The 22,703-nt window shown below is 54.5% G+C and carries 18 protein-coding genes and 8 pseudogenes; 19 read left to right on the top strand and 7 right to left on the bottom strand.

Annotated elements, in window-relative coordinates; genetic code table 11:
- Positions 1-455 precede the first annotated feature (455 nt).
- Positions 456-1,460: pseudogene (locus tag GPOALKHO_RS03355) on the top strand (rhodanese-related sulfurtransferase); the annotation flags it as partial.
- A 315-nt stretch (positions 1,461-1,775) separates the two neighbouring features.
- On the opposite strand, the pseudogene GPOALKHO_RS03350 reads toward GPOALKHO_RS03355, so the two are convergent.
- The 5 genes and pseudogenes from GPOALKHO_RS03350 to rne form a co-directional block, all read right to left on the bottom strand.
- Positions 1,776-1,886: pseudogene (locus tag GPOALKHO_RS03350) on the bottom strand (N-methyl-L-tryptophan oxidase); the annotation flags it as partial.
- Between the two features lie 470 nt (positions 1,887-2,356).
- Positions 2,357-2,628: pseudogene (locus tag GPOALKHO_RS03345) on the bottom strand (hypothetical protein); the annotation flags it as partial.
- Between the two features lie 402 nt (positions 2,629-3,030).
- A pseudogene (locus GPOALKHO_RS03340) lies at positions 3,031-3,849 on the bottom strand (hypothetical protein).
- Positions 3,850-3,931: 82 nt separating this feature from the next.
- The gene (locus tag GPOALKHO_RS03335; RefSeq protein WP_406702992.1) at positions 3,932-4,141 is read right to left on the bottom strand and encodes a hypothetical protein; all 210 of its coding nucleotides are present in this window, start codon (positions 4,139-4,141) and stop codon (positions 3,932-3,934) included.
- 558 nt (positions 4,142-4,699) lie between these two features.
- Positions 4,700-7,024: pseudogene (rne, locus tag GPOALKHO_RS03330) on the bottom strand (ribonuclease E); the annotation flags it as partial.
- 443 nt (positions 7,025-7,467) lie between these two features.
- Here rne and rluC point away from each other — a divergent pair.
- Positions 7,468-8,424 carry a 23S rRNA pseudouridine(955/2504/2580) synthase RluC gene (gene rluC / locus GPOALKHO_RS03325; RefSeq protein ID WP_406702991.1) on the top strand — a complete coding sequence of 319 codons (957 nt, stop codon included), beginning with the start codon at positions 7,468-7,470 and terminating at the stop codon, positions 8,422-8,424.
- 175 nt (positions 8,425-8,599) lie between these two features.
- Here rluC and GPOALKHO_RS03320 read toward each other — a convergent pair whose 3' ends face one another.
- Positions 8,600-8,794: a hypothetical protein gene (locus tag GPOALKHO_RS03320; RefSeq protein ID WP_406702990.1), complete on the bottom strand. Its 195-nt coding sequence runs from the start codon at positions 8,792-8,794 to the stop codon at positions 8,600-8,602.
- Positions 8,795-8,921: 127 nt separating this feature from the next.
- Between GPOALKHO_RS03320 and GPOALKHO_RS03315 the strand changes: the two are divergent.
- The 13 genes and pseudogenes from GPOALKHO_RS03315 (at position 8,922) to GPOALKHO_RS03255 (ending at position 19,449) form a co-directional block, all read left to right on the top strand.
- Positions 8,922-9,464: pseudogene (locus tag GPOALKHO_RS03315) on the top strand (hypothetical protein).
- Between the two features lie 16 nt (positions 9,465-9,480).
- Positions 9,481-9,651: a 50S ribosomal protein L32 gene (rpmF, locus tag GPOALKHO_RS03310; RefSeq protein WP_406702989.1), complete on the top strand. Its 171-nt coding sequence runs from the start codon at positions 9,481-9,483 to the stop codon at positions 9,649-9,651.
- 15 nt (positions 9,652-9,666) lie between these two features.
- Entirely contained in the window at positions 9,667-10,701 is a 1,035-nt protein-coding gene (gene plsX, locus GPOALKHO_RS03305; protein ID WP_406702987.1) for a phosphate acyltransferase PlsX, read from the top strand.
- A gap of 6 nt (positions 10,702-10,707) precedes the next feature.
- Complete coding sequence (locus tag GPOALKHO_RS03300) at positions 10,708-11,661, top strand: beta-ketoacyl-ACP synthase III (protein ID WP_406702986.1); 954 nt, start codon at positions 10,708-10,710, stop codon at positions 11,659-11,661.
- Between the two features lie 20 nt (positions 11,662-11,681).
- The gene (gene fabD, locus GPOALKHO_RS03295) at positions 11,682-12,611 is read left to right on the top strand and encodes an ACP S-malonyltransferase (RefSeq protein WP_406702985.1); all 930 of its coding nucleotides are present in this window, start codon (positions 11,682-11,684) and stop codon (positions 12,609-12,611) included.
- Between the two features lie 14 nt (positions 12,612-12,625).
- Positions 12,626-13,360, top strand: coding sequence for a 3-oxoacyl-ACP reductase FabG (gene fabG / locus GPOALKHO_RS03290; protein ID WP_406702984.1), 735 nt, complete (start codon positions 12,626-12,628; stop codon positions 13,358-13,360).
- 154 nt (positions 13,361-13,514) lie between these two features.
- Positions 13,515-13,751: an acyl carrier protein gene (gene acpP / locus GPOALKHO_RS03285; RefSeq protein WP_011410921.1), complete on the top strand. Its 237-nt coding sequence runs from the start codon at positions 13,515-13,517 to the stop codon at positions 13,749-13,751.
- 74 nt (positions 13,752-13,825) lie between these two features.
- Positions 13,826-15,040 (top strand): annotated as a pseudogene (locus GPOALKHO_RS03280) (beta-ketoacyl-ACP synthase II).
- 71 nt (positions 15,041-15,111) lie between these two features.
- Positions 15,112-15,909: an aminodeoxychorismate lyase gene (pabC, locus tag GPOALKHO_RS03275; RefSeq protein WP_406702982.1), complete on the top strand. Its 798-nt coding sequence runs from the start codon at positions 15,112-15,114 to the stop codon at positions 15,907-15,909.
- An 85-nt stretch (positions 15,910-15,994) separates the two neighbouring features.
- Positions 15,995-17,020, top strand: a complete 1,026-nt coding sequence (gene mltG / locus GPOALKHO_RS03270) for an endolytic transglycosylase MltG (RefSeq protein WP_406702981.1) — start codon at positions 15,995-15,997, stop codon at positions 17,018-17,020.
- Complete coding sequence (tmk, locus tag GPOALKHO_RS03265; protein WP_406702979.1) at positions 17,010-17,651, top strand: dTMP kinase; 642 nt, start codon at positions 17,010-17,012, stop codon at positions 17,649-17,651. Before mltG ends, tmk begins: the two co-directional genes overlap by 11 nt.
- Positions 17,648-18,637 (top strand): DNA polymerase III subunit delta', encoded by a 990-nt coding sequence (holB, locus tag GPOALKHO_RS03260; RefSeq protein ID WP_406703364.1) that lies wholly within the window; start codon positions 17,648-17,650, stop codon positions 18,635-18,637. Before tmk ends, holB begins: the two co-directional genes overlap by 4 nt.
- A gap of 14 nt (positions 18,638-18,651) precedes the next feature.
- Positions 18,652-19,449: a metal-dependent hydrolase gene (locus tag GPOALKHO_RS03255; RefSeq protein ID WP_406702976.1), complete on the top strand. Its 798-nt coding sequence runs from the start codon at positions 18,652-18,654 to the stop codon at positions 19,447-19,449.
- Between the two features lie 40 nt (positions 19,450-19,489).
- On the opposite strand, the gene GPOALKHO_RS03250 is transcribed toward GPOALKHO_RS03255, so the two are convergent.
- Positions 19,490-19,705 (bottom strand): hypothetical protein, encoded by a 216-nt coding sequence (locus tag GPOALKHO_RS03250; protein ID WP_406702974.1) that lies wholly within the window; start codon positions 19,703-19,705, stop codon positions 19,490-19,492.
- 58 nt (positions 19,706-19,763) lie between these two features.
- On the opposite strand from GPOALKHO_RS03250, the pseudogene GPOALKHO_RS03245 reads away from it, so the two are divergent.
- The 4 genes and pseudogenes from GPOALKHO_RS03245 to lpoB all read left to right on the top strand — a co-directional run.
- Positions 19,764-20,751: pseudogene (locus GPOALKHO_RS03245) on the top strand (PTS transporter subunit EIIC); the annotation flags it as partial.
- Between the two features lie 54 nt (positions 20,752-20,805).
- Entirely contained in the window at positions 20,806-21,105 is a 300-nt protein-coding gene (locus GPOALKHO_RS03240; RefSeq protein ID WP_406702973.1) for a hypothetical protein, read from the top strand.
- A 235-nt stretch (positions 21,106-21,340) separates the two neighbouring features.
- A complete protein-coding gene (hinT, locus tag GPOALKHO_RS03235) occupies positions 21,341-21,688 on the top strand; it encodes a purine nucleoside phosphoramidase (protein ID WP_406702972.1) in 348 nt (115 codons plus the stop codon).
- A 296-nt stretch (positions 21,689-21,984) separates the two neighbouring features.
- Entirely contained in the window at positions 21,985-22,629 is a 645-nt protein-coding gene (gene lpoB, locus GPOALKHO_RS03230; protein WP_406702970.1) for a penicillin-binding protein activator LpoB, read from the top strand.
- Positions 22,630-22,703 lie beyond the last annotated feature (74 nt).

Below are 22,703 nucleotides of genomic sequence, written 5' to 3'. Positions count from 1 at the left end.
GCCGGCAGCAATCGTCTGCCGGCCCATGGCGGTTGAGTAGGCGCTTTACGCCAGGCATGGACCAGCTGGATTCCCACTGCGGGGAGATACGTCCGATCGAATTTGCTCGCGGTGTCTTCAAGGATTAACGGCGCGGCGCCCGAAAGCGCCAAATGTTCGAGATGCACGGTATGCCACGAAGTCGCTGCCCCTTCATCGGCAGAATATTGGCACACGCAATGACAATACGGTTTTCCAACTTCAGGTTGCGCAGAGCAATGGGCTAAACCGTTGACTCCTTGGAGGGCCTTCAAAGATAAATGGTCGATGATTCCATGAACCGACACGAGTCGTCTCTAATGGTGGTATCTGATGGAGGTATCGTCAAGTCGCCACTGGCGTTTTGGCGCGAATAAGGTAAAATGCGGCTACGGCGGCCGTTGTCAATCTTCTTGCTAGCGACAGGAACGTACACCATGCCAGTGCTACATAACCGGGTCTCCAATCAGGAATTACGGGCGCGCATGCTGACCGAAAGCGAGCCACGCACCACTGTCTCTTTTTACCGCTATTTTACTCTGAGCGACCCGCAAGGCTTTCGTGATGATCTTTACCGAGCGTTCGCGGCGCTGCAGATATTCGGCCGCGTGTATATCGCTGCGGAAGGGATCAATGCGCAAATCAGTGTGCCGCAAAGCCGTTTTAACGCCCTGCGCAGAGTGCTGTCCGCTGCACATCCGCAGCTTGATGGTTTGCGCTTAAACATAGCCTTGGACGACGACGGTAAATCTTTCTGGGTGCTGCGTATGAAAGTGCGGTCGCGCATCGTAGCCGATGGTATTGAGGATCCCTCTTTTAACCCAGCGAACGTCGGGCGTTATTTGCAAGCGGAAGACGTTAACGCCATGGCGGATGATCCCGATGTGCTCTTTGTGGATATGCGAAACCACTATGAGTATGAGGTGGGGCATTTCGATAATGCCATTGAAATTCCATCCGATACCTTCCGGGAACAGCTGCCGATGGCGGTGAATATGCTGCGGCACGACAAGGATAAAAAAATTATCATGTACTGCACCGGCGGTATCCGCTGCGAAAAAGCCAGCGCCTGGATGCTGTATAACGGCTTTAAAAATGTGTATTGCGTCGAAGGCGGGATTATTGAATACGCCCGCCGTGCGCGTGAAAAAGGGCTGCCGCTGAAATTTACCGGTAAGAATTTTGTATTTGACGAACGTTTGGGCGAGCGTATTACGTCAGATATTATTGCCTATTGCCACCAATGCGGCACCCCATGCGACAGCCACACTAATTGCCGCAATCACTGTTGCCATTTGCTGTTTATCCAGTGTCCGGCTTGTGCCGAAAACTATTACGGCTGCTGTAGCGTGACCTGTAAGGAGGAGCGATCGTTGCCGCTGTTTTGAGCAGCGTTCGCGCCACGCCGGGCGGGAAAATAGTAGAAGATATTCAATAAATCCTGTCGTTTGCGTGTGAAAGGTGAAGCAGTGGTAAATGGCGACTACGCCACTGGAGTGGCTAGGCGGCAAAGCAGCGCAGCAAAAACAGCGATAAATCGAAACTGCTATTGCGCCTTTCGGCGAACGCTGCAGCCATTTCATCAGCACGCTGGCAAACTAAAGTCGTGGCCGCTGTTTAGGCCGGATATATTACCAACTCGTGCTCGGGTAGCCTGTCGATGAAAAATCTCCAACGGGAGAAAGATAATAAGTGCATGCATCGTGCCTATCCAATTTCCCAACACCGGGAACCCACAGTAATAGCTGCCGCCCTGAATGCGGTGGAAAGGTCGCATCGATCATGAGTGCATTCAGCCCGGCTTGCATGGCGTAAAAGCCGCGACCGCCACACGGACCGCTGCCGATGACGATCAAATCGTAGGCCATACCCTGAGCTCTTGATTGTATTTCACCGGCTGTCGTGCCAGGTGAGATAAGTGTAATAACAGTACATAAGCAAGAATAGGATCATCTATTTAAAATAAAACCTGAAAATAAAATCCGGGGTGACATAGAGCTAATGTTTGCGGTAATCCAGGTGTTCCGTTGCAGAGGAATTGACACACTGTAGGCGAATCATCATGTTAGGCATCTACCATACTAATAATACTCTAGCCGACCAGCGGGTATGTGTGGATAGTTTCGTTTTTTCTATCCGTATGTACCCTTTTTGACTCGTTGTGATTTGAGCAACTATGGCGTCTCCTGGTTCGCATGTAGCTTTAGTATACCTGTCTTTTTAAATTTTTTCGCAATTAGAGACTTTTGTAATAAGAGACGTCGAAAAGGATTAGTGAGCGCGGCGCGACGGCTATTAACTCCGCTGTGGCTCGGGAGGGCGGTGTTACCGGCATGACGCGCCAGGCCAGCACTTTCGTTAATTGTGCGAAGTGCTTCCGCATCAATACATTACGGTTTTGGTTCTGAGCTTCCAGAATCAGATTATGGATCAGTAGCTGATTCTCGTCCAGGCTGCAGGACAAATAGGAAACGCGACTTCCAGCACGCCCAGCCTACGCTGCTGTTCACTTATCAATTGCAGTAACTCATAGAAGGTCATCGCTTCTTCTGGTTTTTCAGCGTCATGATGTTCTCCAGAAAGCGGCGGTGCTATCTTGGATACTATCATAGGCCGCATTGGAAATTTTTACAGCGAAAGCGGGCGTATTTGAGCGAAAAGGAAAAGAAAAAAGCCGGGTAGCGAGCCCGACAAGCGACAGTACAACAAAATCTTATTATAGAGAGTGCGGGTCAAACCAATGGCGGGCGCTTTCCCATAGAGTGCCTAATGAGCGCCTGGCCTTCTGTGTTGTCGCCCAGGACGGTATGCCGTTCGGCTAGCATACCGCACTTGAAACTGAGGAAGCGATGCCGATTTGGCGAGGGTAATTTTAACTCGCATTTATGTGTCCTCACTGCATCAACGCATGCTCGTTTATACAGTATATTACGAGAGGGCGCAACCGTTATAGCCGCTTTGCCTCGATGGCCATGGCTTGACGTTCATCGGCGAGATATGCCGGACGTCTGGTTATTGACCGCTTTCGTCAACCACTATCCAACTTAGCGTCTGATCGGTGAGGAAAAGCACTAGCGCCTCTCCATCGCCGTCCGCCAGAGGGACGGTCGATGGTTGGTGATGGGTCTCACGGCGCAGCGTAATAAAATCCTCGTTAAGTGGAAAACCATAGAAGCGCGGGCTGTTAGAAGTGCAGGCTGTTAATAAACAAAACGCTTCAAAATGCGCTAACGCGCCGATTTCCTCGAACACCGTCGCGTGTAAGCCAGTGGGGAAGCGGGGCGTTGAAAACTCTGGCATAGCCGCAATCCGACTCTCTCTTTACGCGCTCTGGCGTGCGGCACTGTATTTTGCCAAGAAATAGGCGGTCGAAGCCGCTGCTGATTACCGCGGCACGCAATGCTTATTGATACACATTGAGCTTAAGGATCAACAGGCAGTAAAGATGGGAGGTACCCCTCCCCACCACCAGTATACGGTGGCGGTTAAGCATCAGATGGTATGTGGTAATAGTGGCAGCGCAGCCAAATAAGCACCATCTGCCAGTCCAGCACATAGTCGGCGGCCTCTTAGTAGTGATATGTTCAAAAAACGATTTTAGCCATGTATTAGCAATGGCGTAAAGCGGCGACCCGCCTGCAACACAGCCAAATACCTTCGCGGTAGGCCATCGCCTGGGCGGTCATTGGCGGCGTCAGATGGAGTATGATGATCGCCAGTCCGAAAAACGGCTGGCGTTACCGTGCGCAACATATCATCGTCGCGCAAATGAAAATGAACATGCCAGTCGTCTGGACGGCGAATTTTCAATACTGCGGGCTGCGCGGTCATGGGGTCTAGCCCAGGTTAAGCAGGATAAAATCCTAGCGCCTTGAACATCACAGCGAGGTATAAGAATAAACGTAATGTGCAGTCATTGCATCAAGGCGGTACCACGACTATCGAACCGATAGTCTGATTGCTGCTGGTTGCTGACAGGCAGCGGCGAAGGCGTATAGGCCGGCGCTGGCGCTTTGGTCATTGGCGCGCTGGCATGATGCTTGAATCGCACTGCAGGGGTGTCTCTGGCGATACCGGCAACGGACGTCCTTCCTGTGCAGCGGCGGGCGATGGGCGGCAGCAATATGACGGGCAGCGTCTTCAGGCGCAGCGGATGACAGCAGCGTCCGTATTAGCCGCGTCATCAGGGCGTGACGCATCGCTCGTCTCAGGCATCGTAACGCCTGCGTCGAATTAATCGGATGTTCGGTGTCATGGGGCGCGACCGGCTATGACGCCGGCACTGAGTCACATCGCGTTGTTCAAGCGACAGCGGTGCGGCTGTGGCGTTGTGGGTGTCTGGTGAGGCAATAGGCTGTGCCGTTGCTTGCGAGACATCGTCGCCATCATCAGCCGTTGGCGGCACGGCGCTGCCGGCAGCCGGTCCGGCCCACTCGATCCCTCGCTGCTCGTCTGGGGCGATCACCGGCGGGACGTCATCAGCGGCAGCTTTCTGTGCAAGCGATGGTATCGGCGGTACCAGCGTTAACGGCGGCGGATGTTGACTACTCAGTGCCTCCCTGATCGTTGCGGCTGCTGCTTTGCCAGCTGGAGTAACGGCCAACGCCGCCTGTTCCTGACTCACGGTAGCATCGGTATCCACGGCATCGGCTCCGGCGTCCTGTCCCGGTTGCTCAATGGAAGTGACGGGATAGCTCACCCAGACTTTACCCGAGGCCATTTCCGGCGAGACTACCGCGCCGGTAAGCGGTACCGGCGATGAGAGCGGATAACGCTCGTCACGGTAGCGGCGACGACGTTGACCGCTAACGCGCAGATGACGGGGTGAACGGCGGGAACGGCGCGACAAGTCAGCCTCGTTGCCGTTACGTCTGCCGTCGACATTACCGGCCTCGAGCACGATATCATTGTCACTTTGCAAACCGTCGATATTGTCATCTTGACTTTCCACCGCCGCTTGACTTTCCACCGCCGCATTAAAGGCGGCTGTAGCGCTTTCCACCACGTCTGATGTCGGCGCGACAGCGGGGAGAGATGCTCGATCGCCGACGCGGATTTTTCGGTTCAGCGCGCGACGTTGGCGGCGCTCGCGAGGCTGACGGCTTTCCTGAGAGGCGCGGGTCGACTCATTGTTGCACTCGCGTCGGCCGCTCGGTTGACGGCGTTGACCGCGGCGATCCTGACGGCGCGGCGTTTCCGTTTCAGGTAGCGCCTCAACGACAACCGCTTCGGCGGTGTTTGGCGCCGTCTGCTGCGTCGGGGTACCGATGAGGGATTTGAAGCCGTCGACCAGGCGACCAAACAGGCCGCAGAAAGCGCCCGCGGTCTCTACTGCAGTGGCAGGTGCTACCTGCACCGCGGTTTCAGCGGCGCCTAGTTTCTCGTTGACCAGTGGTGGATCTGGCATAACAAAGGCCGCCAGTGCCGGCTGCTCGGGCCGCTTGCGTTCTGCGGCGGGCTCTTCCGACGGCTGGATCATTTCCGCTTCGTGCAATTGTGGCAGCAGATAACTCGGTGTCAGGACCGCTTCGCCTTTACGCACTCGCAACACCGCATAATGCGGAGTCTGCATTTGATCGTTCGGAGCAATAATCGCTCGTACACCGCCTTGACGTTTCTCGATAGCGTTGACGGCTTCGCGCTTCTCATTTAGCAAATAGGAGGCGATAGGAACCGGCACGATGGCATGAACTTCGTGGGTATTCTCTTTCAGCGCTTCCTCTTCGATAAGCCGTAGTATGGAAAGGGAAAGAGATTCGTTATCACGGATAGTGCCGGTACCACCGCAGCGGGGGCAGACGTGATGGCTCGATTCACCCAGCGACGGACTCAGGCGCTGACGGGAGAGCTCAAGCAGACCGAAGCGAGAGATGCGACCTATTTGAATACGGGCACGATCCTGTCGTACAGACTCGCGCAAGCAATTTTCTACTTCTCGCTGATGGCGTACCGGAGTCATATCGATGAAGTCGATAACGATCAGACCGCCCAGGTCGCGCAGACGCAGTTGACGGGCGATTTCATCGACCGCTTCAAGGTTGGTATTGAAAGCGGTTTCTTCAATGTCGCCGCCGCGGGTTGAACGCGCGGAGTTGATATCAATAGCGGTAAGCGCCTCGGTGGTATCGATGACAATGGAACCGCCGGAGGGCAATCGCACTTCACGCTGAAAAGCAGATTCAATCTGTGATTCGATCTGGTAGTGGCTGAACAGAGGGATTTCACCGCTGTAGAGTTTAATCTTACTGGTAAAATCTGGGCGGCCAAGCGACGCGATATGTTCCTTCGCCAGGTTCAGCACTTTAGGATTATCGATCAGGATTTCGCCGATATCGGGGCGTAAATAATCGCGGAAAGCGCGAACGATAACATTACTTTCCTGGTGGATCAAAAATGGCGCCGGGCGCCCTTCGGCGGCCTTTTTTATCGCTTGCCAGTGTTTGAGGCGAAAGGCAAGATCCCATTGCAGCGCATCGGTCGATTTGCCGACACCGGCGGTGCGAACGATAAGCCCCATACCGTCAGGTAGTTCAAGGGAAGACAGAACTTCTTTCAGCTCGGTGCGGTCGTCGACTTCGATACGGCGCGAAATCCCGCCCGCGCGCGGATTGTTCGGCATCAGCACTAGATAGCTGCCAGCCAAGCTGATAAAGGTGGTCAGCGCTGCGCCTTTATTGCCCCGTTCCTCTTTGTCCACCTGCACGATGACTTCCTGACCTTCTCGCAATACATCCTTGATATTGGGTCTGCCATAGGAAAAATATTGAGGAGGAAAATACTCGCGGGAAATTTCTTTAAGGGGAAGGAAACCGTGGCGCTCAGCGCCATAATCCACAAACGCCGCTTCTAGGCTGGGTTCAATACGGGTGATTTTACCCTTGTAGATATTGGCTTTTTTTTGCTCATGTCCGGGGTTCTCAATATCCAGGTCATACAGCCGCTGGCCATCCACCAGAGCAACGCGCAACTCTTCCTGTTGAGTTGCGTTAATTAACATTCTTCTCATCGTAACTTACTCATTTTTATGCATTGCCATCAGAGCCGCATGGTCTGGTAATCAACGACGACTCGGTGACTTGGTGCCAAGCTATCAACCTCATGGTTGTCGCTCGCTAAAGGGCGCATTATGTCGGTAGCTTTTTCCTATAACGAAAAACGTTATAGGGGAATAACGTCTGGTAGTTATTGTCAGAACGGATTCCTTTTGCCGACCAAGCTGCAATCCGCAAGCCCGCTAACTGCCCGAATTAGCCATTACGTCTTACGCCATTGCCGCGTTTAGGCTAAACGAGACAAATTCAAATTCCTCGATTACTCGTTCTAGACGCGAAAGCGTGGAGAGTAAATGCATTATTCCACTGCTGATACGCATATAGCAAGACGACTTTAGCCATTGATGGCACAAAAAGAAGTGGCGCTATGGTGTCGGTATATTTAGAATCTCGGCCCATGAATGAGAATAATCCCAGTGTACATTTTATCACCATCACCGCAGATGAAGCCGGTCAGCGGATAGATAATTTTTTGCGCACGCACCTCAAGGGGGTGCCGAAAAGCATGATGTACCGCATCGTGCGTAAAGGTGAAGTACGCGTCAATAAAAAAAGAGTAAAACCAGAGTACAAACTGCAAGGTAATGATGAAGTGCGTATTCCACCGGTACGACAGTCGGATGACAAGCAGGCGTCTGTTTCCACCGGGCTCGATAAAGTCGCCACGTTAAATGGTGCCATACTTTATGAAGATCATTATCTGCTGATCTTGAATAAACCGGCCGGCACGGCCGTGCATGGCGGCAGTGGTCTGAGTTTTGGCGTTATTGAAGGTCTGCGCGCCATGCGCCCCGATGCGCGTTTTCTGGAATTGGTTCACCGCCTGGATCGAGACACCTCCGGCGTACTGTTGGTGGCCAAGAAACATTCGGCGCTGCGCGCGCTGCATGAGCAGTTGCGTACCAAGGGGGTACAAAAGGACTATCTGGCGCTTGTATGCGGTCAGTGGCAGTCCCACGTTAAAACGGTCGCGGCGCCATTGCTGAAGAATATCCTCGCCAGCGGCGAGCCCATTGTGCAGGTAAACAGCGAGGGAAAACCGTCGGAAACCTGCTTCAAGGTGGAAGAGCGGTTTACGCTGGCCACCCTGGTCAGGGCGAGCCCGATCACCGGACGCACCCATCAGATTCGGGTTCATGCCCAACATGCTGGGCATCCCATTGCGTTTGATGATCGCTACGGCGACGGCGTGTTCGATCAGCAACTAACAGGGTGCGGTCTGAATCGCCTGTTTTTGCACGCCGCCGCGCTGCGCTTTGATCATCCCGGTAGCGGCAAAACGCTGCGGATAGAAGCACCGTTGGATAGGTCGCTGCGCCAGTGCCTGCTGTATCTGCGCACCCATCATAAATAGCCGTTTCGGGCGAGCGCCATTAGTCGGCGATTTCCGCGTCCTCCAGCGTCCGAAAAGACCTAAACGTTACCGCTTTGCCGGAAGCGCGGGTGAGCTGCGCAATGGCATGTGCTTCTGTTAACGGCTTGCCCGTGATCTGGCCAGCTAAACACGCAGCGCTGATCGGAACCGATCATCAGGTGGCGGGGATATCTGTCGGCCAGCGCCTGCGCTTTCGCGCTGGCCAGACGCTGCACCATTTGCGCCGCCCTTTTACCTGCGAGAGAGGGGTTTCATCGATATCTGGTGCCAGGTAATCCAGCGGTATTTTCAGTTTCTCCATCAGCGCGCAGCAGTATGTAGAAGAAGGGGCCAATACAATTTTATTCATGGCACTGTTACCCAAGTATGGCAAAAATGACCGCTCTATTTTAGACTGTAGCGAATATGAGGGGAAAGCGGCGCAAGGCACTCTTTTCTTTGACGCCCGCTCGTTACAAAGTTAATATGCGCGCCATATGCAAAAGGTCAAATTACCCTTGACTACTGAATGCGGTACGCGCCGCTCAGGAACACCTGGACTACACTGTTAGTCTAGTGCCTGAGCGGGTAATTCGTGTTGCCTGAATCCGTGGTGAGTGTGGAGAGTGATGTTGATGTTGATGTTGATGTTGAGGCCGCGTTGTCGTTCGCAGTCGATAACCAGTACCTGGCGGTGATTGGCAGGCACGCGGACGTAGAAGTGACTCTGCGCTGCCGGCGTTGCAACTAGCCGTTGCGTATCAGGTTAACACGACTCAGGTTTACACGACATTCAGTTTCAGTCTGGTCATCTGCGGCGAGCAGGCTGAAGCATTGCCGGGAGCATGTGAGGCAGTCTACGTCGATGAATTTGGCGAGGTGTATTTGTTTGAAATGATTGAATTATTCTTTCTTTTCCTATCGCGCCGGTACATGACCACACTGTGAGGTGTCCGCAATAGAACGGGTATTTAATGAACTGCCCGCCAAGGGAAGAACTTAATCCATTTTCCGTATTAGCCAGTTTAAAGCATAAGTAATCGAGGAATAAGATCCATGGCCGTACAACAAAGCAAACCCACCCGTTCCAAACGTGGTATGCGCCGTTCCCACAACGCGCTGGCCACCTCCACTATATCTGTGGACAAAGCTTCTGGTGAAACCCACCTGCGTCACCACATCACCGCCGACGGATTCTACCGCGGTCGTAAAGTTATCGCCAAGTAATTCAAAGGCGATACATTGAGACGTCTAACCATTGCGTTAGATGCAATGGGTGGTGACTTTGGTCCCGCAGTGACGGTGCCTGCAGCATTGCAGGCACTGGTCTTGTATCCGCAACTTGAGCTGCTGCTCACCGGCAATCCCGCAGCGATAAATCCTTTACTGGTAAAACCCGATTCCGCTCTGCGCGAGCGATTGACTGTCATACCAGCTGAATCGGTTATGACCAGTGACGCCAAACCGTCGCAGGCCATACGGGCCAGCCGTGGAACATCCATGCGCGTTGCGCTGGAGCTTATCAAGAGCGACCGCGCCCAGGCCTGCGTCAGCGCCGGCAATACCGGCGCGTTGATGGGACTGGCGAAGTTGGTGCTAAAACCCATCGAGGGTATTGAGCGACCAGCGCTAATGGTGGTTTTGCCTCATCAAAAGCAGGGCAAAACAGTGATGCTGGATTTAGGTGCCAACGTCGCCTGTGACGCTTCTATGTTGGCACAATTTGCTGTCATGGGCGCGGTGATGTCGGAGCACATCGTGGGGGTGAATAACCCGCGCATAGCACTTTTGAATATCGGCGAGGAAGAAACCAAGGGTCTCGACCCTATTCAGCATGCGGCGGCACTGTTACGAGATATTCCGTCAATCAATTATATCGGCTATCTTGAAGCCAATGAATTATTGACGGGAAAAACCGATGTCCTAGTCTGTGACGGTTTTGCTGGTAATGTCACACTAAAAACTATGGAAGGGGTGATAAGAGTTTTTCTGTCATTACTGAAACCCTCTGGAAAAAGCGGCAGGCAGGGTTGGCTGATGCAATGGGTCAAGCGCTGGATGAAACGTTGCCTGATTCATCAATTCGGGCAACTGAATCCAGATCAATATAATGGCGCTTGCTTGATAGGTTTACAAGGTACCGTAATTAAAAGCCACGGTGCGGCAAATCAGCGCGCGTTTACCGCTGCTATTGAACAGGCAATGAAAGCGGTGGAGCGGCAGATCTCGGAGCGGATTGTCGCACGCCTGGATGCGGTACTACCCAAGAGTGATTAAGCGTACATGTTTACTAAGATTCTCGGAACTGGAAGCTATCTTCCGGCGCAAATCCGGTCTAACGCCGACCTGGAAAAAATGGTGGACACTTCGGATGAATGGATTGTTACCCGAACAGGCATCCGCGAACGCCGCATCGCCAGTGCTGATGAAACCGTCTCAAGCATGGGTCGTCATGCCGCTGAACAAGCACTGAATATGGCCGGCATCGAGGCGAAGAAAGTCGGCATGGTGATTGTCGCCACCACCTCGTCCAGCCACGCCTTTCCCAGTTCAGCCTGTCAGATTCAGCGCGACCTTGGGATCAGCGACTGCATCGCTTTCGATATGGCGGCGGCCTGCGCCGGTTTTGCCTATGCGTTCGGGGTAGCGGATACCTATATTAAAAACAGCGCGGTCGAGTATGCACTGGTGGTAGGATCCGATGCGTTAAGCCATACCCTAGACCCCGAGGATCGCGGTACGTTGATTCTGTTCGGTGATGGGGCGGGCGCGGTGGTACTCGGACGCTCGGCGACACCTGGCATCATTTCCACGCATTTGCACGCCGATGGCCGCTATGGCGATCTGCTGATGCTGCCGTATCATAATCGCCTCGATCCCGCCGTTCCCGCTTACCTTACGATGTCTGGTAACGAAGTGTTCAAGGTGGCGGTCACCGAACAGGCGCATATCGTTGACGAAACGCTCAGCGCCAACGCGCTCGATCGCAGTGAGCTGGACTGGCTAGTGCCGCATCAGGCAAATCTGCGTATCATCACTGCCACCGCTAAACGCCTGGGAGTGGGCATGGAAAAAGTGGTGGTCACACTGAATAGGCACGGCAATACCTCCGCCGCTTCAGTGCCGCTAGCGCTCGATGAAGCGGTGCGCGACGGGCGCATTCAGCCTGGACAGTTGGTGCTGCTTGAAGCCTTTGGTGGCGGTTTCACCTGGGGTTCCGCGCTGTTACGGTTTTAATCTTACAGGAAGCATAATTAATGACTGTTTTTGCCATGGTATTTCCAGGACAGGGCTCTCAGACGGTGGGGATGCTGGCGAAGTTGGCGGCAGAGCACGCGGTGATCGAGGCGACGTTTGTCGAAGCTTCCGTCGCTCTGGGCTATGATTTGTGGCAGCGGGTGCAGCAAGGTCCGGCTGAAGAGCTAAACAAAACCTGGCAGACACAGCCGGCATTATTGGCGTCATCTGTTGCGCTGTGGCGCGTCTGGCAACAGCAGGGCGGGCGGGCGCCGGCGCTGCTAGCTGGCCACAGTTTGGGTGAGTATTCGGCGCTGGTTTGCGCCGACAGTCTGGATTTCACCACGGCAATTGCGCTGGTGGCGCTGCGCGGCAAACTAATGCAGGAAGCGGTGCCGGCCAGTAGCGGCGCAATGTCCGCTATCATCGGGTTGGACAACGATGCTATCGCCGCCGCCTGTGAGAAGGCGGCTCAGGGGCAAGTGGTTTCACCGGTGAGTTTCAATTCTCCGGGTCAGGTGGTTATCGCCGGGCATAAGGAAGCGGTGGAACGGGCCGGTGTGTTCTGTAAGGAAGCCGGGGCCAAGCGCGTGTTGCCGTTGCAGGTCAGTGTGCCGTCCCATTGTGCCCTAATGAAGCCAGCCGCGGAGAAATTGGCGCAGGCGTTGGAAGCGGTAACATTTGTCGCGCCGCAGATCCCGGTGATCAATAACGTTGATGTACGCGTGGAGCAGGATCCGGCGGCCATCCGTCAAGCATTGGTGCGCCAGCTTTATAGCCCAGTGCGCTGGACTGAAACCGTGGAGTACCTCGCGGCCCAGGGCGTAGAGGTGTTATTGGAAGTCGGCTCGGGTAAGGTGCTTACCGGACTGACAAAACGTATAGTCGGCACCCTGTCTGGCGCGGTGGTAAACGATCCCGCCTCGCTGGCCGCAGCGATTGAACTTTAACATTGGGGTTACAGATGAGCTTTGAAGGTAAAATTGCGCTGGTGACCGGCGCTAGCCGGGGTATTGGCTGCGCGATAGCGGAAACGCTCGCGGCGCGTGGCGCGACTGTGATTGGTACCGCTACCAGTGAGTCAGGCGCGGCTGCTATCAGCGCCTATCTTGGCAACAGCGGTAAAGGAATGGAATTAGATGTTTCCAGCAACGATTCCATAGAGGCTTTTTTAGAGAAAATCCACGCAGAATTTGGCGACGCGGATATTTTGGTGAACAATGCTGGCATTACGCGTGATAATCTGCTGATGCGCATGAAAGAAGACGAATGGCAGTCTATTCTTGATACCAATCTGACGTCCGTATTCCGCATGTCAAAAGCAGTAATACGAGCCATGATGAAAAAGCGCTACGGCAGAATTATTACAATTGGTTCTGTTGTTGGCGCCATGGGTAATACGGGACAGGCCAATTATGCCGCTTCCAAGGCAGGGTTAATTGGCTTTAGTAAATCGCTTGCGCGTGAAGTCGCCTCACGCGGCATTACGGTTAACGTGGTGGCGCCGGGATTTATCGTGACAGATATGACCGAAGCGTTGACAGATGAGCGCCGTGCGGACATTTTGTCCAAAATTCCGGCAAATCGTCTCGGTTATCCGAAAGAAATCGCCAGTGCTGTCACTTTTTTCGCCTCTGAGGAGGCGGCATACATTACCGGCGAAACGATACATGTCAATGGCGGCATGTATATGCTGTAAAAAGCACGAAAATCATTTGTGTTATTTGTGGTAAAAACCGCAAAATATCATAAAATCGTGGTTCGGCTAGCCGGGATTGAGTTGTATCTTTTCCAACATTTTATACACTACGAAAACCATCGCGTAAGCGAGTTTTGATAGGAAATTTAAGAGCATGAGCACTATCGAAGAAAGCGTTAAGGCAATCATCGCTGAGCAACTGGGCGTTAAGAAAGAAGAGGTCGTAAATAATGCTTCTTTCGTTGACGACCTCGGTGCTGACTCTCTTGACACTGTTGAGTTGGTAATGGCACTGGAAGAAGAGTTCGATACCGAAATTCCGGATGAAGAAGCTGAGAAAATCACTACTGTTCAGGCAGCAATTGATTTTATTCAGGCAAGCCAGCAGTAAGTGAATATCTCTAGGCGATCACTCGATCGCCTAAGTTTTTAGTCCCACAGTAAACTACCTCCTGGAGTACAAACGTGTCTAAGCGTCGAGTAGTTGTGACCGGACTTGGCACGTTGTCTCCTGTTTGCAATACCGTAGAATCTACGTGGAGCGCACTCTTTACCGGACAGAGTTGCATCAGCCTGATCAAGCATTTTGATACTACTGCCTATGCAACACGTTTTGCAGGCTTAGTTAAAAATTTTAATTTTAAAGATTATCTGTCGCGCAAAGAAGCTCACAAGGTGGATGCCTTCACCCAGTATGGCGTCGCCGCCGGCCTCCAGATATGCGGGACTCCGGCCTGGTGGTGACCGAAGAAAGCGCCGATCGTGTCGGAGCGGCCATCGGTTTGGGTATCGGCGGCCTCGGGCTGATTGAAGAGAATCATAGCGCCCTGATGAACGGCGTACCGCGCAAAATCAGCCCGTTCTTCATCCCCTAGATCATTCTCAATATGGTGTAGGCCATTTGTCCATCTGTGTGGCCTGCGCGGGCTGAGTATCTCCATATGCCATCGCCTGTACCACCGGCGTGCATAATATCGACTATGCGGTACGCACTATCGCTTATGACAACGCTGACGTGATGCTGGCGGGAAGCCCTGAGAAAGGCAGCACGCCGCTGGGCGTTGGCGGTTTTGGCGCGGTGTGGGCGCTGTCGACCCGAAACGACGATCCCCAGGTTGCAAGCCGTCCTCGGGATCGCGATCGCGACGGTTTCGTTCTTGGCGACGGCGCTGGCATGATGGCGCTGGAGGAGTTATGAGCACGCTAAACGAGGTGGCGCGAAAATCTACGCTGAAGTGGTCGGATTTGGCATAAGCGGTGATGTGTACCACATGACCTCGCTACCAGATGACAGCAACAGCGCCGCGCGATCGATCGATGATCAATGCGCTGCGCGATGCGGGCATAACGCAGGTGCAGGTGGCCTATATCTGCACGGTACCTCAAAGCCGAAACCCAGGCGGTGAAAGCAGTATTCGCCGAATCCACCGGCAAAGTGATGGTGAGCTCCACGAGGTCGATGACGGGGCATCTGCTGGGGGTGGCCGGCGCCACGAAGCCATCTTCAGCGTGTTGGCGTTACGCGATCAGGCGATTCCACCGACCATTAACATGGATAATCCCGATGATCTGGACTCTGTGCCAAAAGAGGTGCGTCTGGTCAAGGGGATGGATTATACCTTGTGCAACTCGTTCAGCTTCGGTGTGAGCAACGGCTCGCTGGTGTTCCACGCGATTTAATCGTAGCATGTTCTTAATGGCCCGTTATCGAGCCATATTTAGTCTTCCGCGACCGGCCCAGAGGAGGAGAAATGTACTGGATCAACGGTATCTCACAGGCACAATTGCCACTCACTGATCGTGCCGTACATTTCGGCGATGGTTTCTTCACCACTGCCCGGTTGCTTGATGGAGACATTCCTTTGCTGACGTGGCATCTCGAACGGTTGGCACAGGCAGCGCAGCGCTTACTGTTCACGCCATTCGATGTCGACGCCCTGCGTCGTGAAATGCTGGCGGCCACACATGGCGGCGGCGATGGCGTGATCAAAGCACTAATAAGCCGCGGCAGCGGCGGCAGAGGCTATAGCTTTCGCGGTTGCGACGCGCCGCAGCGCATCGTTGCACGCACCTCTGCGCCGGCGCAGTATCCCCGTTGGCACCAGGAGGGCATGCGGTTGAGCCTAAGCCCGGTGCGTCTGGCGCGTAATCCGCTGCTGGCAGGTATTAAGCACAATAATCGTTTGGAACAGGTGCTCGTGCGCGCCTACTTGGACCGCGACGGCACGGACGAGGCGTTGGTTCTGGACACCGAGGGTGTGGTGGTAGAGTGCTGCAGCGCCAATATTTTCTGGCGCCAGGGGCGAGAGGTGTTCACCCCTGCGCTGTGTTATGCTGGCGTCGCCGGCGTGATGCGCCGCCACGTCATGTCGTTGCTGCCGGCACTGGGCTACTCGCTGGAGGAAGTGAGCGTCGGGCCCGATGCCCTGACCATGGCGGATGAGGTGTTTATCACCAGTGCCCTCTTGCCGGTGATGCCGGTGCGGGCGATAGACACTCGGCAATATGCCGACAGAACGCTCTACCTGCAGCTTAGTCCGCTGTGTTGACCGACGCCGGACGTGAGGTTGTTATGTTGATTTTTAGTCAGTGTGCGATTGGCCTGTTAGCTGGGAAGGGAGCGTGCGCTTGTCGATGAAAAAGAAAAGGTTTCTCATTATCCTGCCGCTGGTGCTGATAGCGCTGGTCATCGGCTGCCTGTTGCGGATCAAACATTTTGCTGCTGAACAATTGATCATCAAACAGGAAATAATTTTTACCTTGCCGGCTGGAAGTGGTCGCGACGATCTTCAACAGTTGTTGCGTCAACAGCAGTTGGCACGACATCTCGGCTGGCTGCCATGGCTTATGGAGCTGGAGTCGTCGTTGGCGCCGGTTAAGGCCGGCACCTATCGACTGAAGCCTGGAATGACGGTGCGCGATCTACTGCAACTGCTTGTCAGCGGCAAAGAGGCACAGTTTTCCATCCGCTTTATTGAAGGATCAACGCTGAAAGAATGGCTGGTCATTCTCGGACGGGCGCCGTATATGAAGCATGATCTGCAGGGTGCCACCGCGCAGACGCTGGGCGCGAAACTCGGCGAGGTGGTGGATAATGTGCTGGAGGGGCAGTTTTATCCCGATACCTATCTTTATACTGCCAATGCTCCTGAAAGCGCGATTCTCAAGCGCGCGCGCCGGCGCATGAATACTACACTGGCGCAGATTTGGCAGGGTCGGGCCGAGGGCCTGCCGTACAAGACGCCGCAGGCGCTGTTGATTATGGCATCCATCGTTGAGAAAGAGACCGGGGTGAAAGAGGAGCGGGCGCGTGTTGCGTCGGTGTTTATTAACCGGCTGCGTATCGGCATTAAACTGCAAACCGATCCAACGGTTATCTACGGTATGGGCGAAAATTATCGCGGCGGTATTACGCGGCAGGATTTAGCGACGCCGACGCCGTATAATACCTATATCATTACCGGGCTGCCACCAACGCCGATTGCAATGCCCGGCCAGGCTTCACTGGAGGCGGCTGCGCACCCAGAGAAAAGCGCCTACCTCTATTTCGTCGCCGACGGGCGCGGTGGTCATGTGTTTACCACCAATTTGGCGAACCATAACCGGGCGGTACAGTACTATCGCCAGCAGCAGAACGCAAAGGAAAATCATGAACAGTAAATTCATCGTGATCGAGGGCCTGGAAGGCGCCGGCAAAACCAGCGCGGTTGCCGACGTGGTCGACGTTCTGCATCAACAGGGGATTCGCGATGTGGTATGTACCCGTGAACCTGGCGGTACGCCGCTGGCCGACGCGCTGCGTGTGTTGATTAAAGACGGCGTAGGCGATGAGCCCATCACCGATCGTACAGAATTGCTGATGCTTTATGCCGCGCGGGTACAGCTGGTCGAGGGAGTTATCAAGCCGGCGCTGGCCCGGGGCGCTTGGGTGGTGGGCGACCGCCATGATCTGTCGTCACAGGCCTATCAGGGTGGTGGACGCGGCATGGATGCGTGCCTGCTACAAACGCTGCGCGATACGGTACTAGGCGAGTTCCGCCCCGACCTGACGCTATATCTGGATATTCCACCGGCGCTGGGTCTGGCACGCGCCCGCGCCCGCGGCGAGCTGGATCGGATCGAAGTAGAGTCGCTGGCGTTTTTCGAGCGTACCTGCACCCGCTATCAGACGCTGGCGGCGGCGGACGCGCGTATCCTGACCATTGACGCCAGCCAGCCGCTCGCCGCGGTGAGCGTCGCGATTCGCGCCCTACTGACGCAATGGCTACGCGCGCAGGCGCCGTCGACATGAAATGGTATCCCTGGCTCAACGCCCCCTACCGACAAATCCTGTCTTGTTATCAGCAAGGGCGCGGGCATCACGCCCTGTTGCTGCATAGTCAGCCAGGCAACGGCGAGGCGTCGCTATGCTACGCCATCAACCGCTGGCTCATGTGCCGGCAGCCGAATGATAGCAAAAGCTGCGGGGTCTGCTACAGCTGCCGGCTGATGATGGCCGGCAATCATCCCGACTTTTATCAACCGGAGCCGAAGGAACAGACTCTGGGAGTGGACAGTATCCGCACCATTATCGATAGCGTCTATGGGCGCACCCGCCAGAGGGGGAGGAAAGTTGTCTCGCTGCCACACGCCGAGCAACTCACCGAGCAGGCGGCCAACGCACTGTTGAAAACCCTAGAGGAGCCGCCGGAGGATACCTATTTTCTGCTAGTCTGTAAAAAGCCAGCGCGTCTGTTGCCCACCCTGAGAAGCCGATGCCTTTATTGGCCTCTGTTGGCCCCGAATGAGGCGCTGGGCCTGTACTGGTTAGGACAAGCGGGTTTTGACGACACACTGTCCGCCTGCACCGCACTACGCCTGTGCGCTAATGCGCCGCTGGCGGCGGAAGCGCTACTTCAGCCGGCGCGCTGGCAGACGCGATTGGCGCTGTGCACGGCGTTACAGGATGCGTTGGCCAATGGCGATTTTCTAACGCTGTTGCCAGCGCTGAATCGGGATAAAGACGACGAGCCACTGCATTGGCTGCTTAGCCTGCTAACTGATGCGTTGAAGTGGCAGCAGAGCGCGCAGGAATATCTAGTCAACGCCGACAGGACGTCGCTAGTTACCGCGCTAGCGGCGCGCGGGTCGGCTGGCGTACTGCACGCGCAGTGGCAGCAATGGCTGCTATGTTTGCGCCAATGCCAGGAGATAAGCGGCGTTAATCGCGAACTATTGCTAACCCAGCATTTGCTTGATTGGGAGAAAGGCGTTGCCCATACCTATACTTTCCAGTGATTTAAGGTTGAACTATGTTTTTAGTGGATTCCCATTGCCATCTTGATGCCCTGGATTACCAAGCGCTGCATCGGGATGTGGCGGATGTTGCGGCCAAAGCGCGCGCGCGCGATGTGAAACTGATGCTGGCAGTCTGCACTACATTGCCGGGTTTTCACGCCATGACGGCCATGATCGGCCGACGCGATGATGTACTGTTTTCCTGCGGTATCCATCCCCTTAATCCTGATGAACCTTACAATTTCGCCGCGCTACGGCGTCTGGCAGCGCAAGAGAGTGTGGTGGCGCTCGGCGAAACCGGTCTAGATTATTACTACCAGCAGGATAACAAGGCGCAGCAGCAGGCGGTGTTTCGCGAACATATTCGCGTGGGGCGCGCACTGAATAAACCGATCATCGTGCATACACGCAGCGCCAGCGAAGATACCCTAGCCATCTTGCGCGAGGAGCAGGCCGGTGATTGTAGCGGCGTGCTTCACTGCTTTACCGAAGATCAGGCGACCGCCAAGGCGTTACTGGATATGGGTTTCTACATCTCTTTCTCCGGTATTGTCACTTTCCGCAATGCAGAAGCGCTGCGCGAGGCAGCGCGCTATATTCCTCTCGATCGTCTGCTGGTGGAAACGGATTCCCCCTACCTGGCCCCGGTACCTTATCGCGGCAAGGAAAATCAGCCGGCTTATGTGCGCGATGTGGCGGAGTTTATGGCGGCATTGAAAGGCGTCTCTCTGACGCAATTGGCTGCCGCCACCACTGATAATTTCGGCCGCCTGTTTCACGTGGAGATGCAGCGCTACCTCGATGCCAACTAATGTAAGTCAATATCATTTGACTTGAAATAATCAAATAGCGTTACTTTGTCGCGATTGCGCCCGCGCGCGTCAGGCAGATGATGTTCGGCGGCTGCTCCACCACTGTTTCCCTGCCCGTTGTGTTGTGATCGTTTTTTCCTAAGCCAGGCTGGAAACGCTGACGCAAGCGGCGTGCGCTCTTCTTCAAGATGATAATGCCGATAAAGTCCGCACCCTTTTTATGCAGGGCAACGACGCCATTAACAGAAATCGCCACCGGTCTGACCTGGTGTGGATTTTGATGCAGCGGTATTTTGAACTAGGGGTAAAACACCATGTTGCAAAATGCATGCGCCCACCTAAAAATCGGTAAGTTGCTAATGCTGCTAGTTTCTGTCTTGCTTGTTGACAGTATTTTGCTGGGGTGGGTTCCGCGACGTTCAGCTAACTGCCGGTGGTGGCCTCTGACGTCATGGCGGAGGCATGGTTCGGTTGCCAATATGCCGCTGATTTCGCGGTTGGCGTGGCGCTGGGGTTTACTCATAACGCCGGCGTGGCGGCGTTGGTGGCGGTGGTGGCATACGGGATTATGGTCAAAACTTCGCCGTTGTCGCGCCGCTCATTCTGCATCTCCCTGCCGGAGACGTTGTTGCCAAACATCTGGCGGATACAGGGTTCTGGGTGGCATTATTGTCGTCGCTAATGTTTAACCGCTTCTTCCGTATCACGCTGCCTGAATATTTATGCTGGCGATTGTGTTCGGCGTGATGCTGTCGTTTATTTGGCCGCCGATTCGATTGGCGCCGCTATCCAGGCGCTCTCACACTGGGCCGCCTATCAGAATCCGATGGCGGTATTCGGTATTTACCGGCTGGTCTGGTAGGGCGGCATTAGTGCCATTTGGCTTGCACCTTCATCTGGAATGTCATGGCGATATTCCACGCTATATGGCTGGGGAGCCTCTGCTATCACCATTTATCCCGCCACCCGCCCGGGAAACCGCGCCATGGTCGGCTGTATGATGATTTCGCCGCGCTGACCACCTTTTGACCGGTATCACCCGAGGCCTATAGAATTTTCCTTTATGTTCGTGGCGCCGTTGTTGCATGTCATTCGTGCACTATTGGCGGGGCTAGCGTTTCAGCTGTGTATTCTGTTTGGCATGCGTGACAGCACCAGTCTCTCATGGGCTGATTGATTTTGTGGTGTTAAGCGGCAATAGCAGCCGCATCTGGCCGTTCTCCCTGGCGGACATCGCTTACGGTCTACGCTTACGGTCTAGTGTATTACAACCTGTTCCGCCTACTGATCGTCAAGTTGAATTAAAAACGTTATCCTGATCATAGCCAGGGGCGCGCAGGAATTCGTCGGTGTGCTGTGGATGACCATTTCAATGGTATTGGAAATACTGTTTCTGTTGGCGCCGTTCAGGATGTTTTTCCGTTTATGGTGCGCGCCTTCCTGGGCTGGTTGATACACTGCTGCTGCCTGTGGATTGGCGATGTGGCCCTATTACAAACTATCGTCTCGGCCGCACTCGCCGTCGCGGCACAATGGTTACATACGCCTGGCTGCAATATCGCGGCCGCAGTGGCTTTTGGCGGCAAAACCAGCATCACCAGTCTTGACGCCTGTATCACCCACCTGCGTATCAGTGTGGCGAATGTAATCCGATAAGTTGAAAACTGCAGCAGACGATGGCGGAAACGCAGAGAGTCGCCGTGTCGTTAACGCAGCGGGATTTTATGCGACACAGGGAGGCGGCGAAGCCTCCCTGCTAGCTACGGTTAATGCGTCCACGTTGCCATTGTGCGCCATAAGTGACTATTTTAATACCGCAGCCGGTTGAAAAGCAGGGAGTTCCTCACTCATACTTCCATTACCAACCAGTCAGGAAACAAGGAGCGCCACCATGACCGAAGAAACTATTTTTAGTAAAATTATTCGCCGTGAAATTCCCGCTGATATTCTCTATCAGGACAGTTTGGTTACCGCTTTTCGCGACATCAGTCCTAAAGCGCCAAGCCATATTTTGATCGTGACCAATCTACTGATCCCCACCGTCAACGATGTCACCGTCGACCATGAAGTGGCGCTGGGAAGGTTATTTACTGTGGCGGCGAAAATTGCTCAACAAGAGAGCATTGATGCGGACGGCTACCGGCTCATCGTGAATTGCAACCGCCATGGGGGTCAGGAAGTGTATCATTTGCACATGCATCTTTTGGGCGGTAGGCCGCTTGGCCCGCTTGTGGCGTGATGGGATGGGTTGCAAAACACGTGTTAGCATCCTGGATAGTCGCGCTGTTGCTGTTAACCGGCTACAGCAGCAATAGCCGCGATCCCTAATTGATCATCAATAAAACCATCATCCCGTGTCAGTCACCGTGTATTGCGTTTCTATTGGTACGATGCGCAGGGGTTGGATGTTATATCGTTTGCCGTGCCGTGCACGCTGTTCGTGCCTCCTGCTGGGGAAGTTCGGGTGGAGGTAGTGAAAATGATAAGCTGGGGAAAAGCACGCTCGTCTCTATTTGCTTTTACGTCGAGTCTACAATGAAAAAAACACCCTTAATCGTCCTTACGGCGCTGGTGCTGGCCAGCTGTACCGCCCGAACTCCAGAGCCGTCCCCGACCGTAGAGCCCGCGCCGCCGATTACGGTTCCGATACAGCTGCCGCCGGTCACCAGTGAGCCAGTGACCTTGCCGCCGAAAATCAAGACCATTGATTGGTCAGCCAGTCTGTCGCCCATGGTGAAGCAAATGTTGCAGGTGGATGGCGTCAACGACGGCAGCGTGCTGCTGGTAAATACCTTTAAAAACGCCACTAACGGCAACTTACAGACTGATAAAGCCACTGCGGCCCTTATCCGCCTTATTGCGGAGGGCGGCGGTGCATTTCAGGTGGTGGGCGCCGATAAACTGCATGCGGCGCGCCAAATGTTGGGGCTTTCCGCCGACGACAGTTTGGGGTCACGCAGTAAAGCGGTTGGATTGGCGCGCCATCTCAACGCCCAGTACGTGCTGTATAGCGTCGCTAATGGCGATGTTAAAGCACCAACGCTCGATCTGCAACTGATGCTGGTGCAAACCGGCGAGATCATTTGGTCCGGTAATGGCGTAATGTTAGACAGTGTCAACCCTCTGCCGGTCAGCGGTTTATCCGCAGACAATGCTGGCGATTTCAGGGAGCCGGTGTGAATTTCGCCTGTTATGTGCCCTTAACGGCAGCAGCTTGGAACCGCGTCCGCCGGGTATCACCGCCGGCTAGCTGC

This window comes from Sodalis sp. (in: enterobacteria) (genome assembly GCF_036327475.1).
Taxonomy (GTDB): Bacteria; Pseudomonadota; Gammaproteobacteria; order Enterobacterales; family Enterobacteriaceae.
Note: the sequence above shows the minus strand (reverse complement) of the source record. Positions and strands in the feature narration are given on the sequence as shown.